General features: G+C 60.1%; 14 protein-coding genes. 7 read left to right on the forward strand and 7 right to left on the reverse strand.

What is annotated here, in order from left to right; all coding sequences use genetic code 11:
- Positions 1–83: 83 nt before the first annotated feature.
- The gene (locus GH784_RS20425) at positions 84–2,351 is read right to left on the reverse strand and encodes a methyl-accepting chemotaxis protein (protein WP_065702312.1); all 2,268 of its coding nucleotides are present in this window, start codon (positions 2,349–2,351) and stop codon (positions 84–86) included.
- A gap of 190 nt (positions 2,352–2,541) precedes the next feature.
- Between GH784_RS20425 and GH784_RS20430 the strand changes: the two genes are divergently transcribed.
- Genes GH784_RS20430 through GH784_RS20445 form a run of 4 tightly spaced genes read left to right on the forward strand, consistent with a single transcriptional unit; the run spans position 2,542 to position 6,010 of the window.
- On the forward strand, positions 2,542–3,381 hold the full coding sequence (locus GH784_RS20430; RefSeq protein WP_035251843.1) for a glycosyltransferase family 2 protein: 840 nt from the start codon (positions 2,542–2,544) through the stop codon (positions 3,379–3,381).
- A 20-nt stretch (positions 3,382–3,401) separates the two neighbouring features.
- Positions 3,402–3,689: a lipid-A-disaccharide synthase N-terminal domain-containing protein gene (locus GH784_RS20435; RefSeq protein WP_019565216.1), complete on the forward strand. Its 288-nt coding sequence runs from the start codon at positions 3,402–3,404 to the stop codon at positions 3,687–3,689.
- The gene (locus tag GH784_RS20440; RefSeq protein ID WP_065702313.1) at positions 3,664–5,172 is read left to right on the forward strand and encodes an ArnT family glycosyltransferase; all 1,509 of its coding nucleotides are present in this window, start codon (positions 3,664–3,666) and stop codon (positions 5,170–5,172) included. Before GH784_RS20435 ends, GH784_RS20440 begins: the two co-directional genes overlap by 26 nt.
- Positions 5,162–6,010, forward strand: coding sequence for a phosphatase PAP2 family protein (locus tag GH784_RS20445; protein WP_065702314.1), 849 nt, complete (start codon positions 5,162–5,164; stop codon positions 6,008–6,010). The genes GH784_RS20440 and GH784_RS20445 overlap by 11 nt, the downstream gene beginning before the upstream one ends.
- Positions 6,011–6,239: 229 nt before the next feature.
- Here GH784_RS20445 and GH784_RS20450 read toward each other — a convergent pair whose 3' ends face one another.
- The 6 genes from GH784_RS20450 to lgt all read right to left on the reverse strand — a co-directional run bounded on the left by GH784_RS20450 (position 6,240) and on the right by lgt (position 12,295).
- Positions 6,240–7,172 carry a ribose-phosphate pyrophosphokinase gene (locus GH784_RS20450; RefSeq protein WP_003513466.1) on the reverse strand — a complete coding sequence of 311 codons (933 nt, stop codon included), beginning with the start codon at positions 7,170–7,172 and terminating at the stop codon, positions 6,240–6,242.
- Positions 7,173–7,392: 220 nt separating this feature from the next.
- Positions 7,393–8,169, reverse strand: coding sequence for a hypothetical protein (locus GH784_RS20455; protein WP_038491763.1), 777 nt, complete (start codon positions 8,167–8,169; stop codon positions 7,393–7,395).
- 90 nt (positions 8,170–8,259) lie between these two features.
- On the reverse strand, positions 8,260–9,411 hold the full coding sequence (locus GH784_RS20460; RefSeq protein WP_065702315.1) for a M24 family metallopeptidase: 1,152 nt from the start codon (positions 9,409–9,411) through the stop codon (positions 8,260–8,262).
- Positions 9,412–10,206: a peptidoglycan editing factor PgeF gene (pgeF, locus tag GH784_RS20465; protein WP_003513461.1), complete on the reverse strand. Its 795-nt coding sequence runs from the start codon at positions 10,204–10,206 to the stop codon at positions 9,412–9,414. It abuts the gene before it with no gap.
- Positions 10,207–10,366: 160 nt separating this feature from the next.
- Positions 10,367–11,467, reverse strand: a complete 1,101-nt coding sequence (locus GH784_RS20470) for a class I SAM-dependent methyltransferase (protein ID WP_019565221.1) — start codon at positions 11,465–11,467, stop codon at positions 10,367–10,369.
- Between the two features lie 15 nt (positions 11,468–11,482).
- The gene (lgt, locus tag GH784_RS20475) at positions 11,483–12,295 is read right to left on the reverse strand and encodes a prolipoprotein diacylglyceryl transferase (protein ID WP_029658791.1); all 813 of its coding nucleotides are present in this window, start codon (positions 12,293–12,295) and stop codon (positions 11,483–11,485) included.
- A 308-nt stretch (positions 12,296–12,603) separates the two neighbouring features.
- Here lgt and GH784_RS20485 point away from each other — a divergent pair, with 308 nt between their 5' ends.
- The 3 genes from GH784_RS20485 to proC all read left to right on the forward strand — a co-directional run bounded on the left by GH784_RS20485 (position 12,604) and on the right by proC (position 14,621).
- Positions 12,604–12,867: an accessory factor UbiK family protein gene (locus GH784_RS20485; RefSeq protein WP_013636582.1), complete on the forward strand. Its 264-nt coding sequence runs from the start codon at positions 12,604–12,606 to the stop codon at positions 12,865–12,867.
- A gap of 432 nt (positions 12,868–13,299) precedes the next feature.
- Complete coding sequence (locus GH784_RS20490; protein WP_006311131.1) at positions 13,300–13,800, forward strand: type III secretion system chaperone family protein; 501 nt, start codon at positions 13,300–13,302, stop codon at positions 13,798–13,800.
- A gap of 2 nt (positions 13,801–13,802) precedes the next feature.
- On the forward strand, positions 13,803–14,621 hold the full coding sequence (gene proC / locus GH784_RS20495) for a pyrroline-5-carboxylate reductase (RefSeq protein ID WP_013636581.1): 819 nt from the start codon (positions 13,803–13,805) through the stop codon (positions 14,619–14,621).
- Positions 14,622–14,625: the final 4 nt, after the last annotated feature.

Consider the following 14,625-nt stretch of genomic DNA (forward strand, 5'->3'; position numbering starts at 1 on the left):
GGGCTTCGGTCCCTGGGAACCCGGATGAAGTTCAGCAAAATAAAAGGCCGGAGGTTTTGCCTCCGGCCTTTTTTTGCTGCGGACTATGCCGCGTAACGCTGGTCGCGGTTTCGGGTGGCACCTACGGAGAACTGGCCCACCTGTTCGGTCAGGCCATCAGCTTCGCTTGCGAGCGAGAAGGCCGCAGCCGTCGTTTCCTCCACCATCGCCGCGTTCTGCTGCGTCACATGGTCAAGTTCGTTGACGGAGGCGTTGATTTCGCCGAGGCGGCCGGATTGTTCGCGCGAAGCTGTGGCGATTTCACCGATCTGTTCGTTGACCGACTGGATGCGTTTCTGGATCTGCTCGAGGCTTTCCCCGGTTTTCAGCACCAGTGCCACGCCGCTTTCCACATCGCCCGCAGAGGTGGCGATGAGCGTCGTGATATCCCGTGCGGCAGCCGCCGATTTCTGCGCGAGTTCCCGCACTTCCTGTGCCACAACCGCAAAGCCCTTTCCGGCCTCACCGGCGCGGGCAGCCTCAACCCCGGCGTTCAGCGCCAGGAGATTGGTCTGGAAGGCGATCTGGTCGATGACGTCGATGATCTGGCGGATCTTGGACGACGACGTCTCTATACGCTCCATGGCGACGATTGCTTCTTTGACGACAGCGGTGGATTTATGGGCATCCTGCATGGTTTCCGCCGTCGTTCCGACTGCGACGTCGCAGCGGGAGAGGGAAACGTTGACGGCCTGCGTCATGTCTCCAAGTGCGGCGGCTGCTTCCTCTAGGGCGGCCGCCTGGCGTTCCGTGCGCCGCGACAGATCTTCCGATGCGCTTTTCAGCTCGCCGGAGCCGGAGCGGATGGCATTGGCGCTTTCGCCGATGCTTGAGATCGTCGTATCCAGCCCCGCTATGGAGTTGTTGAAATCGACGCGCAGATGGTCGAGCGACGGCACGAAAGGTTTTTCAATGCGAAGATCGAGCCTGCCCGCAGCAAGATTGGCAAGGCCGGTCGCAAGCGCATCGACTGCTTCTTCCAGCTCCTTCGCACTTCTTGCCTTTTCCATCTCACGCTGGGCGCGTTCCTCGTCCAGTTCCTCGCTTTTGCGATGGGACTCGGTTTCCATGCGCTGCTTGTCGAGAATGCCCTGGCGGAAGGATTCCAGTGCGCGCGCCATGGTGCCGATTTCGTCGCCACGGGAAACGGCCTTGATCTCAATATTATGGTCACCACCGTTCAGACGTTCCATCAACCCGGCAAGGCCGGTCAGCGGCTTGGTCAGGCTGGCGGAAACGAAAATGCCGATGAGTGTCATGACGGCAAGCACCGCAAGTGTTGCAAGCGTTGCCCAGAAGGCGAGATCATTGGCCGCTGCCAGCACCTTGCTCTCCTGCTGGCCGATGGCCAGAAGATGCTTCTGTCCGAAAACGGAGACCGGACGATAGGCGTAGAAGATGCTGCCCGCAGGGGTCTTCGCCATGACCGTTCCGGCTTCGCTGGCACCTGTAAGTGCCGCGAGACTTTCGGAAACGGCGACTCCAGCCCCACCGGAGAGCACGCCCGCGCGAAGTTTGCCTTCAGCGCTCAGAAGAACGGCGTCGTCGATGGACTTGCCGGTTTCCTCAGGTGTTACCACCGCACCGATACGGTCTGCGGAAATGCGCATGATGACGGCGCCCTTGCGCTGCAACTGGCCCCAGTTCGAGACCGCAAGCGGCATGCCGATCAGGGCCGAGTCATTGGTGCTGTCATCGTTGAACCCAGTTGTGCTGATGACACCGTCCTTGCCGGCCTCGATGCGGTCGAACAATTCCTTGATCGTGCTGTTTTGCGGTTCCGTCACATTGGTCAGGAAGTTCTTGCCCTTGGTCACGGAATAGATAATGAGGCCTGCCTTGTCGATGACGTAGATGTCGCTGACCCGGGTGTTGCGCCAGACGCTGGCAATGGCCGCGTTGATCGTGGCGTGGCGAATGGCATAGAGCAGCCGCAAACCTTCACCGTTGAAGGAGGCGCGCTCCTCCTCGGATACGCCCTCGCGGCGGAATGCCTGAATGATCGCATCCTTTTCCGTCGGTACGACCGTGGTCATGGTTTCCAGCGCCTGAGCGATCGCAGCGTTCTGCGACAGCTCGGAAATGCTTTGTTCGACGCGCAGCGTATAGGCATCAAGCTGTTTGGACTGGTTTCCCGCAACCGTCTCGAGCCTGATCTTGCTGGCGTCGATCAGGCCGGACTTGCCCATTTCGTATGACAGCAGCCCAACGGCCAGGCACGAAACCAGCGTCGCGCCCGTGACGAGCGCTGCGAATTTGGCCTTGATTGACAATGATTTAGCTTTGACAGCAGTCGGATTTGCACCCGGCATCCTGTTTCCTCCCCCCAAAAGAACGTTGCGGTACCGTCGCAACAATTGTTTACGGTCGCGTTAAGCTTGGCGGTGAATTGTATGATTATTTCCCGCATACCGTGAAAAAATCCAAGGCCCTGGCCGGCCATTCTCCGTAATAAAACTGCAATGGAACGGGCGCATACCGTGCGAAGTTCAACGGCTGTTCATATTCATGCAAGCTTTTCGCGCTCCTGCTCTTGCCACTATCGACGATGTTTGCGGAACACCCGCGGCTGGATATGACGGAGCCCCTTTGAGATCGATCCCGGATTTCGCGGTTATCGTACCCATGCACAATGAGGAAGCGAGCGTTGAAACGCTTGTCGCTGAGATCGTTGCTGCCTGCCAGCCGGTCGGTCCGTTCGAGATTATCGTGGTGGACGACGCATCTTCCGATCGCACGGCGGATGTGGCGCTTTCGCTTGCCGGGCGTTATCCGATGCTGCGGCTGGTGCGGCATGACCGGCAGGGCGGGCAATCGGCTGCGATCCACAGCGGTGTGCAGGCAGCGCGCGCGCCGGTTGTCTGTATGCTTGACGGAGACGGGCAGAACCCGCCGGACAATCTGCCGGCGCTTCTTGCGCCGCTTCTTGCCTCGAACGCGCCGAGCCGGCTTGCGCTTGTGGCCGGGCAGCGCGTCGGCCGGCGCGATACGCTTGCAAAACGTCTTTCCTCCCGCTTCGCCAATGGCTTGCGGGCGCGGATATTGAAGGACGGCACGCGGGATACCGGCTGCGGCCTCAAGGCTTTCCGTCGCGACGCCTATCTCGCCTTGCCCTATTTCGATCACCACCACCGCTATTTTCCGGCGCTCTTCAATCGCGACGGCTGGCAGGTTGCCCATGTCGACGTCACGCACCGGGCGCGCCTGCATGGCAATTCCCATTACACCAATATCGGCCGCGCGCTTGTCGGCATCCACGACCTGATCGGCGTTGCCTGGCTGTTGCGGCGGCGCAAGCGGGCAAGTTGGGCCGAAACCTTCAAAACGGAGACATCGCCGTGAACGCACCGGCCTTATGGTCCATGCTGCATGTGAACAGCTGGAAGGAATTTCTCTGGGTCTGCACCGGCTTTATGGGCCAGATGCTGTTCACCATGCGTTTTCTGGTTCAATGGATTTCGTCGGAACGGGCGAACCGCTCGGTCATTCCGGTAGCCTTCTGGTATTTCTCCATCGTCGGCGGCCTTGTGCTGCTATTATACGCGATCTGGCGTCGCGATCCGGTTTTCATTCTGGGACAGGCCTCCGGCCTGTTCATTTATGCCCGAAATCTCTGGTTGATCCATGCAGAACGCCGCCAGCATGCATGAGGCCGCAGCTCTGCCTTACGCGCAGGCGAATGAACAGCGCCAATGGATGACGTTTGCGCTTGCGGCAATCGTGCTCGTCACCGTGCTGCGCGTCGTCGGGCTTGCTTTCAACCGCACCGATCTTTTCGTTGATGAGGCGCAATATTGGCTGTGGGGCCGGGAGATGGCGTTCGGCGCCTATTCCAAGCCACCGCTGATCGGCTGGATCATTCGCGCCGCCACCACTCTGAGCGGCGGCGAGAGCACCTTCGACGTGCGGCTCGCCGCGCCGGTCATCCATGGCATAGTGGCCGCGGCGATCCTTGCGCTCGGGCGCATGATCTATGATGCGAAGCTCGCCTCGCTGGCTGCAGTCATCTATCTGACGCTGCCCGCCGTGACGCTCGGCAGTCTGCTGATCTCGACCGATACGCCGATGATGCTGTTCATCGTGCTGTCGATGATCTGCGTGCGCAAGCTTGCGGAAGCACGCGCTGCCGGTGTGTCCGCGATGCTCTGGAGCATTGCGCTTGGTCTAAGCTTCGGCCTCGGGCTGATGTCTAAATATGCGATGATCTATTTTCTGCCCTGCTTCATCGCTGCCGGCTGGCTGTGCGTGGGCTGGCGCATCCGTTGGCGTGACGCCGGTATTGCTGTAGTTGTCTGCGCCGCCGTCGTCGCTCCCAATCTGTGGTGGAATGCCGCACATGATTTCATGACCGCGCGCCACACGGCGGACAATGCCAACTGGCATGGCGTTAAGCTGAAAATCGGTCCGGCGCTCGAGTTCTTCTTCTCGCAGGCGGGTGTTGTCGGGCCGTTCGTCTTCATCGGCATGATCGTCGCGACGTTCAGGGCGAAAACCGCTGAAACCCGGGCGCTTGTTGCCCTTTCGATACCGATCGTGCTTCTGATCACGGCACAGGGGCTGATGTCGCGGGCGCTCGCCAACTGGGCGGTGGGGGCTTATGCCGCGGGCGTGCTTCTGGCGGTGCCTGTCCTGGCATCCCGGCGCTGGCTTACCGTCTCCACCCTTGTGCTCGGCGGCATCGTTGCCATCGCACTGCCGTTGATGACGATCGCCGGAACGGAATTGCGCTTGCCGAATGGCGACCTGGCGATGAAGCGCTATCTCGGCAGCTCGGAGCTTGTGTCGACCGGCCTTTCAAGGGCGCGAGAGGCGGGGGCGGATGCAATCGTCGCTGCAGATCGCTCCATTCTGGCCGAGCTTTTTTATCAGCTGCGGGACGAAAAGCTGCTCATGCCGCGCGCTCTGCCTGAAACCGGCGTTCCTTCCAGCCACTACGCGCTTCTTTACCCGCTGAAAGCCGGAGAGGCGACAAATCCCGTCTATCTTGCGAGGGCGGACAGCCTGCCGGGCTGTCTCGATGGCCAGGCGCCGCTGTCGACCTGGGTTGCCGGGCCGGGCTCGTTCGAGGGCAAGGAAATCGGTCTCTGGCGTCTGCCGCCACAATGCATCCCGAGGGTTGCCGATGGACAATGATCTTTCGCATATGCGGATCACGATCTGGGTTACGTTCGCCACATTGGCGCTCGTCATCCTGTTCGCGACCTTCCCGTCCATCGACCTCGAGTTTTCTTCCCTGTTTTTCTCGCCCGAAGCGCGCCTGTGGGCTGGAAGCCTGCCGGTTCCGGAATGGTTTCGCGATACGTTGCGGGAGTTAACGGAACTGGCCGCACTTCTGGCCTCCATCGTTCTGGTCGGCAACATCAGGCTGGGCGCGATGCAGCGCACCGGCTGGCGCGTCTGGGCCTTTCTCTGCGGGCCTGTGGTGCTCTGCGCCGGGCTTCTGGTAAACGGGGTGCTGAAGGCCAATATCGGCCGCGCCCGCCCGTTCAGCGTCAGCGATTTCGGTGGACATCAGCTTTTTACGCCGCCTTTCCAGTTCAGCACGCAATGTTATTCAAACTGTTCGTTTTCCTCCGGGGAAACGGCGCTCATAGCGAGCTTTTTCCTGCCGCTCTGCGCGCTTGTCTGGAACCGCCTGCAATGGGGCGGGCGTCTTTTCATGGGCAGCACTGCCGCCGGCGCCATCATCCTCATGTCCGGTCTGCGTATTGCGGCTGGCGGGCATTTTCTCAGCGATGTGGTGATGTCCGTGCTGTTTTCCGCACTGACGACGCTGTTCCTTTACCGGGCGCTGGCAATTGCCCGTCATCGTCATCTATTTACCGGCGATGCCGTTACGGCCGATGCCATCAGCCTTTGGCGCAATGGCAGCCATGCTGTTCGCACCCGCGCTCGGCGCTGGTGGCCGAAAATCAAGGCCGCCGCCACACGGCTGCAACGACCGCCGGATGCGGGCACGGCATCTTCCTGAGTGGTGCAGATGGAGTGCTGCGATCTGTGCGGATGCTGAGATAGCTGGCAAAATTGATAAGCTCTCTTCTCATCATGCCAATCTTTAACCACATCCAGCAACAGAGCGGACGCGCCGTAAGAAAGGATCTTACGGATCAAAGACTTGATCGCACTGGACCCCGGACTAAATCCGGGGTGACAGTATGCGGATGCAGTGATTTTGCAGATGTACGAGAGAAAAGACTGCTTCAGTCGAACAGGCCGGAAACCGACTGTTCCTGCGCGGTGCGGTTGATCGCTTCGCCCAGAAGGCCCGCAGTGCTGATCACGCGGATATTGTGCGCGGACTGGACGCTGGTGGTCGGCTGGATGCTGTCGGTGATGACGAGTTCGCGCAGCTTCGATGAGGCCACGCGGGCAACGGCGCCGCCGGAAAGCACGCCGTGCGTGATATAGGCGGTGACGCTGGTTGCGCCCTTTTTCAACAGCGCTTCGGCAGCATTGCAGAGCGTGCCGCCGGAATCGATGATATCGTCGATCAGGATGCAGTCCTTGCCGGATACGTCGCCGATGACGTTCATGACTTCGGATTCACCCGGACGGTCACGGCGTTTGTCGACGATGGCCAGCAGACAGTCCAGACGCTTCGACAGGGCACGGGCGCGCACCACACCGCCAACGTCAGGCGAAACGACCATGACGTTGTTGGTGTCGTAGTGGTCCTTGATATCGCGGGCCAGAATGGGCGCTGCGAAGAGGTTGTCGGTCGGAATATCGAAAAAGCCCTGGATCTGGCCGGCGTGAAGATCGAGCGTCAGAACGCGGTCGGCGCCTGCTTCGGTGATCAGGTTGGCGACGAGCTTGGCGGAAATCGGTGTGCGGGGGCCGGCTTTGCGATCCTGGCGGGCGTAACCGAAATAGGGAAGTACTGCCGTGATGCGTTTTGCCGAGGAGCGGCGCATGGCATCGATCATGATGAGCAGTTCCATCAGATGATCGTTTGCCGGAAACGAAGTGGACTGGACGAGAAAAACGTCCTCCCCGCGTACGTTTTCACTGATTTCTACGAAAATTTCCTGGTCAGCAAACCGCTTTACGGTGGCATTTCCCAAGGGAACGTTGAGATACTTGCAGATCGCTTCGGCAAGGTGCCGGTTCGAATTGCCTGCGAAAACCTTCATTGCGCCCGCCTGTTTCCATGCAATCGCCTTGCGCCACGGGAAAGTGTCTGCCGTAACCAAGCGTCGTTCAAGGGGAGGAACATCCGGCTGAAAAGCCTTTGCCGGATACGCCTTGTTGCCATGCGCGCCTTAATAGCGTTGTTGCTTCCGATTGCAAGAGGACTCCGTGCTTTCGCAATGATTTTCATGAAATCTCTGTGACTTCTCCCGCCGTTTCATCTCATCCCCTTTGAGACTGCTTCCATGACGAATACTCGTTGAGCGTTTTTGCGGCGATATCCTGCATGACCCTGTCGGTCGCGGCGGCCCAGGGATCGCTGCCCTTGGCTGCCACCGTTTCCTGCCCCTGCAGGCGATGGAGCCTGACACCATTGGCATCCAGAACGTCCCAGACGTAGATGATGTTGACCTTGCTGCCATCGGCGAAGGCGGAGAAATATCCCTTGAGGATGTTCTCTGCCGAATTGTCGTTGGAGGCGCGGATTGTCAGCCCCTTTGCCCGCGCCTCGGCGCCCAGTTGCCGCGAAAGCGGCGTGACGGCCTGAACGGGCGCGCCGATGATCGGCAGGAAGCGGATGGTATTGCCGGAAGCGGCGGGGGCAAGTGCGGCCGTCTGCTGTGGAGGCGGCGGCTGGGTGCTGGCGGGTGAGTGGCCTGCAGATTGTCCGGTAGACTGGGTCTGACCAAGAGGTTCGCCGTACTCATTGCCGTTGGAAAGCGCCTGTGCCTGCGCCTGCAGGGAGTTCTGCGGTGCATAAGCGGGCACGGAAGAGGCGGTTGCCGGTGCGCCTGCGGGCGCGCGGTCGGCGGCGGCAGCCATCTGGTCGAGATCGCCCTGCGTCACCGGTGTCGATTGCGAGCTATTGTGGCCGACATTCACCTGCGGCGTCAGCGCCTCCGTGGTGTTGCAGGCCGACAGGGTCAACGCCAGCGCCGGAATGACGAGGACCGAAACGACAAACGTCTGGAAAGGGCGGGTAAACCCCGTCCGGCTCATGCGACGTTTCCTCTCATGTTCCGCTCCTTCTTGCCCAAGGTGGCGGCAATGTAGGGCCGGTTTTCCCGCTCTGTCAAACCCGGTGCAGATTTAAGCTGTGAGAAGATCGAGGCTATGGCGCGAGAGCGGTTCCGGCGCGCCTTCCGTGGTGAGGTAGGTCTGGCCGAGGGTCATGGCGGTGCCGGAATCAGAATCCATCACGATCATGTGCACGAACAGGGTCATGTCGCTGGCGATTTCCTGAGAGTTGCCGGCATGGAACATCTGATGCTCCATCCATGACGGTGAGAAACGCGCGCCCAGCGAATAACCGCAGGAGTTCAGGCGATGGCGGGTCAGTCCACGCTCGTCCATGACGCGGGCGTGCACGTCGAAGACATCGCCGAAGGTCTTGCCGGGCCGCAGCACTTCCTCGATGTCGGTGAGGTTTTGCAGGCAGGCGCTGTAAAGCTCCTTCTGGCGGAAGTCCTGTTCGCCGATCACCACCGTGCGCATCATGGCGGCGTGGTAATGGGCGCTGACACCCGCCCATTCCAACGTCAGCTGATCCTTGTCATCGAGCCTGCGGCGCCCGGCCTTGTAACGGCACAGCAGCGCGTCCGCGCCGGAGCCGATGATAAATTCATTGGCGGGATAGTCACCGCCGCCGGCCAGAACCGCTCCCTGCATTGCCGAGAGGATCGCGGCTTCGTCCGCACCGGGCTTGATGAGCTCCATTGCAGCGTCCAGAGCCTCATCCGCAAGTCTGCCTGCCTTCCTCGCATAGGCGATCTCGGCTGGGCTCTTGATGAGCCGCAAGCTGCTGACCAGATAGGAGGCGTCGATCATCTGGCAGAAGCTGGCAAGCTGGTTGTCCAGCAAGCGGGCGACGCGCCCGGTCATGCCGTGGGTGTCGTATTCCACGCCGATCTTGGCGCCAAGGAGATCGAGATCGCTGAGGAGGTTCTTAAGATCGAGCGTCGGGTCGGCATTGGGCCGGTCTACCCAGACGAGAATATTTTCGATCGTCGAAGTATTCCGGGCCTGCCGCATATCCGCCGAACGGGTCAGAAGCATCATGGAGCCGTCCGACTTGACCACCAGCGTCTGGAAGAAGCAGTAGCCGAAGGTGTCATAGCCGGTAAGCCAGTACATGCTTTCCTGGGCGAAAAGCAGAATGGCGTCCAGCTTCTCTTCCGCCATCTTCGCAATCAGCCGTTCGCGGCGGGCATCGAATTCCGAGAGCTCGAAGTGCAGGGCCATTTAGTCCTCCAGAATTGCGATTGCGGAAATCTGCCGCCCGTAGTCGGGCTCGGCACGGTGGGTCGTGCGGCGGTAGGAATAGAAGCGTTCTTCATCGGGATAGGTGCAGAGGCCGAGGTTTTCCGCTCTCACGCCCGCATTGACCAGCCGGTCCACCGTAAATTGCTTGAGGTCGAATAGCGCATGGCCGCCTTTGTCCGAAGCGGTGAAATAGGCCGCATAGGCAGGATCGAAATCGGTGAAGCGCGCCATATACTCAGGCCCGACCTCATAATTGGCCTGGCTGATGGAGGGGCCGAGGGAGGCGGAGATGCGCTCGCGGCTGGCGCCCAGCTTCCTCATGGTCTCGATCGTGTTTTCGAGCACGCCGAACAATGCGCCCTTCCAGCCGGCATGGGCGGCACCCACAACGCCCGCTTCAGCGTCAGCAAAAAGGATTGGGCCGCAATCGGCGCTCAGAACGCCGAGCACGAAACCCGGTGTCGCCGTCACCATCGCATCGGCCTGCGGGCGGCTGCCGTCATAGCTTTCATCGACCACAAGGACATCAGGAGAATGGACCTGATGCACGGTGGCGAGACGTTCCGGAGACAAGCCGAACCATTGCGTGACGCGCCGGCGGTTTTCCTGCACCAGTTCCGGCTCGTCATTCGAACCGAGGCCGACATTGAGGCCCTGATAAAGCCCCTCGGAGACACCGCCTTGCCGGGTGAAGAAACCGTGACGGACACGGTTTTCACTCAAGGCGGCAAGCAGGGGGCTCTGGATGGGGAGCGGCAGCGTTTCGTTCTGCATGGTGCGGGAGTTCCTTGGAGAATGTCGCTGTTGGCCAGTGGGATGCGTTAAGCGAGATGTTTCCTGTTGCCGCGGCGTTGCGCGGCGTTTGTCTGGTGCAGTGTGTCTGCGTTCGCTTGCTTCGTTCTGGGCCGATGTTGGCCCAGAGGTGATTGCACTGTCAATCCACCGCGCGAAACGGCATGAGATGGAGCGCGGGACTTGAAACGGCGATGACCTTGAAAAGTTCCCCCATCCTGCCAGCCCCTTCGCCAGCGAGACGGTTGACCGCTTCGGCGATTTCAAGCGTCTGGTCGGGTGTAGCTTTTGCGGCAAGGGCGGTTGCCCGTTCCTTCAGGCCAAGACCATAAAGAAAGTCGCCCTGCCTGATGCCGCCATTGACATGAACGCCGTTTGCTTCAGCCGTCCTGATAAGGCTTTCGAAATCGACATGGCTGGTCAGATCGGCTTGCCCGGGATGAGAAAGCGGCGGGTCGAAGGCATGGTTGCGCATGGCCTGCAATGTGTCGCCATATCCGGCGACCAGATGGCCGTAGTCGATCGCGAGTGCGGTGCCGCCATATGCGGACAGGCGCTGGCAGATTGCGGTCATTACGGCTTCGCGGGCGGGTGAGATCTCGAATATGCTGCCTATCGGCTGCCGTTCCGGGCCGGGCGGCAGCAGCGTCGGGTCGATGCCGGCAAGCCCAGTCGAGAAGACCAGTTCACCATCGGTACCAAGACTGACCACCCGTTCGCGGAAACCCTGCGGCGTTTTCACGAATTGCCGGATTGGGATGGCGTCGAAAAGCTCGTTGGCGACGAGGAGCAGGAAACCTTCCGGCACCGCATCGAAACTGTCATGCCATGTCAGCCGTTCGGCATGCGCAGCGAGCGTCTCTTTCTGGATGGCGCAAAGGCGAGGGCTGGTCTCCACCAGATGCACCCGCATCGTCTCGTAAAGTGGTGGGGCGATGCGGCGGATGACGCGCAGCATGTCAGACATCATGGTGCCGCGGCCGGGGCCGATTTCCACCAGACGAATATCTGCGGGTGCGCCATGGCGCTGCCACGCGTGAACCACGAAAACGCCGAGCATTTCGCCGAAAAGCTGACTGACTTCCGGAGCGGTGATGAAATCACCCGATCTGCCAAAAGGCTCGCGGCTCCGGTAATAACCGTGTTCAGGATCGGCGAGGCAAAGCGAGAAGAAATCGGTGACGCTGAGCGGGCCGTTCAGGCGGATGAGGGATTTGATGCGTTGCGCAAGCGGTGTCGTCATGGCAGGCCATTCCGCTTAAGCGCGTATTTTCGCGCGCCGCGCACGCAAGACGGCCCAGAGGCCAAGAAGGAACATCGGCGTGGAGAGTACCATGCCCATGGTCAGCCAGTTGCCCGCGAGATAACCGATCTGGGCGTCCGGCTCGCGGAAGAATTCCACGAAGATGCGCGACAGCGCGTAACCGCAAACGAAGATGCCGGTTACGATGCCAGGTGTCTTGAGCGCCCTGAAAACGTAGATGGTGACCGCCAGAATGACGAGGAGAACGAGGCCTTCGAGTCCCGCTTCGTAAAGCTGGCTGGGGTGACGCGCAAACGGCCCGCCGGTGGGGAACACGACCGCCCAGGGAACGTCGGCGATACGTCCCCACAATTCGCCATTGATGAAATTGGCGATGCGTCCGAACAGCAGGCCGACAGGTGCGACGGCTGCGATGATATCGAACATGCTCCAGACAGGGATGCCGTTCTTGCGGGCGAAGAGGATCATGGCGATGGTCGTGCCGATCAGGCCGCCATGGAACGACATGCCGCCGTTCCATATCTCAAGTGCTCTTATAGGGTTTGCGGCGACGGCGCCAAGATCGTAAAACAGGATGTAGCCGATGCGCCCGCCAAGCACGATGCCGCCGGCTGCCCACAGGATGAAGTCGTCAAGATGCTGCGCCGAGATCGGCGATGTATCGTTTGGCCACAGGCGAGGCGTAAGCGCAAGGCGGCGGGCATAAAACCAGCCGAGCATGATGCCGGCGACATAGGCAATGCCGTACCAATGGATCGCCAGAGGCCCGAGAGACAGGGCAACCGGATCGATATTCGGAAATGGCATGATGGCAAGTTGGGTGGGAGCGGCTAACAATCCGTATATTCCGTCATCGTTGCTGGGCGGACAACAGAATGACCCATTGCCTCAAGGAGCCGGGCGATGATGCTCTCCGGTCTCTTTACGCGAGGAAAATGGCGATTGCCGCAGCGCCGGTCAAGATTATTCTTCAAGGGACGCTTTGCGATGCCGAAGGCCATTGCAAGCCATGTGGATTTTTCGATTTTGCTTGCAAGGCGGCTGTCGAGTGCCTACCTGAAAGGCATCAACAGCAGGGAACGGAACGCTCCCTGAACCGACGAAGGAACAGGGCCATGACCACGACAGGCACCAATCGTTTTCTGGATGAATTCGCAAAGCTGATGACCGATGCGGCGGGCGCTGCGCAGGGAATGCGCAAGGAGGCCGAGGCTGCCTTGCACGCACAGGCGGATCGCTGGCTGAACAGCCTCGACGTGGTCAAGCGCGAGGAATTCGACGCGGTGCGCGAGATGGCGATCAAGGCGCGCGATGAAAACGATGCGTTGCGCGCTCGCATCGAGGCTCTGGAAGCAAAGCTTTCTGCTGCCAAGGATTGATTCTTTTCGCGCTTTTTCATCAAGAGGTCCCGGATCGCCTGCGATTCCGGGACTTTTTGTTTGCGGGCCATGCAACCCGAAATTATTCCCTGTCGATCCGGACCTGCCTCCATCGTTAATTTTTTGAGGCCTGTGGACACTTCCAAAAAACGCAATTGCCAGAGTCGCTTATGTATCTCGCCTGAGGTGATGGGGGAGAAGATATCCACTGTTCAAAAAGTAAAAATGCTGCCCGAGGGGTGGCAGCAGGACTCGGCCATTATACACTGATTTTAAATGATGATTCGAAACGAACCTGGTAAGCTCCACACAGGGTGAATGTGTAACTCTGTTGGTGTCGGGCAATCGTCTCAAGTGTTGAATCCGGTTTGTGTGTGCGTTTTGTGCCCGGCGTTCAAAGCAGAACATCCATACCGGATGAGAAGGTGCCGCATGAGCCTGATAGAATTTGAAATTGAGCGCCAGTCCAATCCCGTGGACATGATCGAGATTGTCGCCGCCTCGAACGACTGGTCGTTCGAACGTTCCGGCGAAGACGAGATCGCCATGACGGTGGCGGGCCACTGGGCCGATTATCACGTTTCCTTTTCCTGGATGGAAGATTTTGAGGCACTGCATCTGGCGTGCGCCTTCGACATCAAGGTGCCCGATCAGCGCGTCAACGAAGTCATTCGCCTGTTGTCTCAGGTCAACGGCCAGGTACTGATGGGTCATTTCGATCTGTGGCGGCAGGAAGATGTTGTGATCTTCCGCCAGTCGCTGCTTCTGGCTGGCGGTGCGGAGCCTAACAACCAGCAGGTGGAAGTGCTGCTTTCCAGCGCGCTTGAGGCATGCGAACAATATTATCAGGCATTCCAGTTCGTCGTATGGTCGGGGCTGGATGCGAAAAGTGCAATTGAAGCGGTCATGTTCGAGACCGTCGGAGAAGCTTGAAAATGGTCTACAGGGCTTCCGGTCCTCTCGTCCTCGTTGGGGCGGGCAATATGGGCGGCGCTTTGCTTTCGGGCTGGCTGAAAAAGGGCGTGCCGGGTTCGCAGGTTATCGTCATCGATCCGCGCCCCTCCGACGCCATGCGCACGACAATTGCGGAAGCGGGCGCCACGCATAGCGAAAGCGTGCCTGATGGCGTGAAGGCGGGCATTCTGTTTGTCGCGGTAAAACCGCAGATGATGGAAGCAGTGCTACCCTCCCTCAAGCCCTTGCTCGGACCCGAGACCGTCGTGGTTTCGATTGCGGCCGGCACCACCATCGGCACTTTCGTTTCGCATTTCGGCTCTGTCGCCGCCGTGCGGGCCATGCCGAACACGCCGGCCATGGTTGGCCGTGGCGTGACGGGCGCCTATGCCAACGAATTGGTGACGCCGGCGCTAAAGGCCGTGGTGGATGGATTGCTGAAGGTCAGCGGTCCGGTCGAATGGGTGGAAACCGAAAGCGATATCGACGCGGTTACCGCGGTTTCGGGAAGCGGTCCGGCCTATGTCTTCTATCTGGTTGAATGCATGGCGGAAGCCGGTCGCAAGGCCGGTCTGCCGGCGGATATAGCCATGCGGCTGGCGCGTGAAACCGTGGCCGGTGCGGGCGAACTCCTGCATCAGTCTTCTGACGAGGCGGCGCGCCTGCGCCAGAACGTTACCTCGCCGGGCGGTACAACGGCCGCCGCGCTTTCGGTGCTGATGGCCGAAGACGGCATGCAGCCCCTGTTTGACAAGGCGATCGCTGCGGCGAAAAATCGCGCCGAAGAACTGGCTGGTTGAAGAC

Source organism: Agrobacterium tumefaciens, from assembly GCF_009649785.1.
GTDB lineage: Bacteria > Pseudomonadota > Alphaproteobacteria > Rhizobiales > Rhizobiaceae > Agrobacterium > Agrobacterium tumefaciens.

What these genes read in the sequence shown, in the direction of transcription:
- GH784_RS20425 (WP_065702312.1), bottom strand. Translation starts at nt 2,351, where the DNA reads ATGCCGGGTGCAAATCCGACTGCTGTCAAAGCTAAATCATTGTCAATC.
- GH784_RS20435 (WP_019565216.1), top strand. Translation starts at nt 3,402, where the DNA reads ATGCTGCATGTGAACAGCTGGAAGGAATTTCTCTGGGTCTGCACCGGC.
- GH784_RS20490 (WP_006311131.1), top strand. Translation starts at nt 13,300, where the DNA reads ATGAGCCTGATAGAATTTGAAATTGAGCGCCAGTCCAATCCCGTGGAC.
- GH784_RS20455 (WP_038491763.1), bottom strand. Translation starts at nt 8,169, where the DNA reads ATGAGCCGGACGGGGTTTACCCGCCCTTTCCAGACGTTTGTCGTTTCG.
- GH784_RS20460 (WP_065702315.1), bottom strand. Translation starts at nt 9,411, where the DNA reads ATGGCCCTGCACTTCGAGCTCTCGGAATTCGATGCCCGCCGCGAACGG.
- proC (WP_013636581.1), top strand. Translation starts at nt 13,803, where the DNA reads ATGGTCTACAGGGCTTCCGGTCCTCTCGTCCTCGTTGGGGCGGGCAAT.
- pgeF (WP_003513461.1), bottom strand. Translation starts at nt 10,206, where the DNA reads ATGCAGAACGAAACGCTGCCGCTCCCCATCCAGAGCCCCCTGCTTGCC.
- GH784_RS20450 (WP_003513466.1), bottom strand. Translation starts at nt 7,172, where the DNA reads ATGAAGGTTTTCGCAGGCAATTCGAACCGGCACCTTGCCGAAGCGATC.
- GH784_RS20470 (WP_019565221.1), bottom strand. Translation starts at nt 11,467, where the DNA reads ATGACGACACCGCTTGCGCAACGCATCAAATCCCTCATCCGCCTGAAC.
- GH784_RS20445 (WP_065702314.1), top strand. Translation starts at nt 5,162, where the DNA reads ATGGACAATGATCTTTCGCATATGCGGATCACGATCTGGGTTACGTTC.
- GH784_RS20485 (WP_013636582.1), top strand. Translation starts at nt 12,604, where the DNA reads ATGACCACGACAGGCACCAATCGTTTTCTGGATGAATTCGCAAAGCTG.
- GH784_RS20440 (WP_065702313.1), top strand. Translation starts at nt 3,664, where the DNA reads ATGCAGAACGCCGCCAGCATGCATGAGGCCGCAGCTCTGCCTTACGCG.
- lgt (WP_029658791.1), bottom strand. Translation starts at nt 12,295, where the DNA reads ATGCCATTTCCGAATATCGATCCGGTTGCCCTGTCTCTCGGGCCTCTG.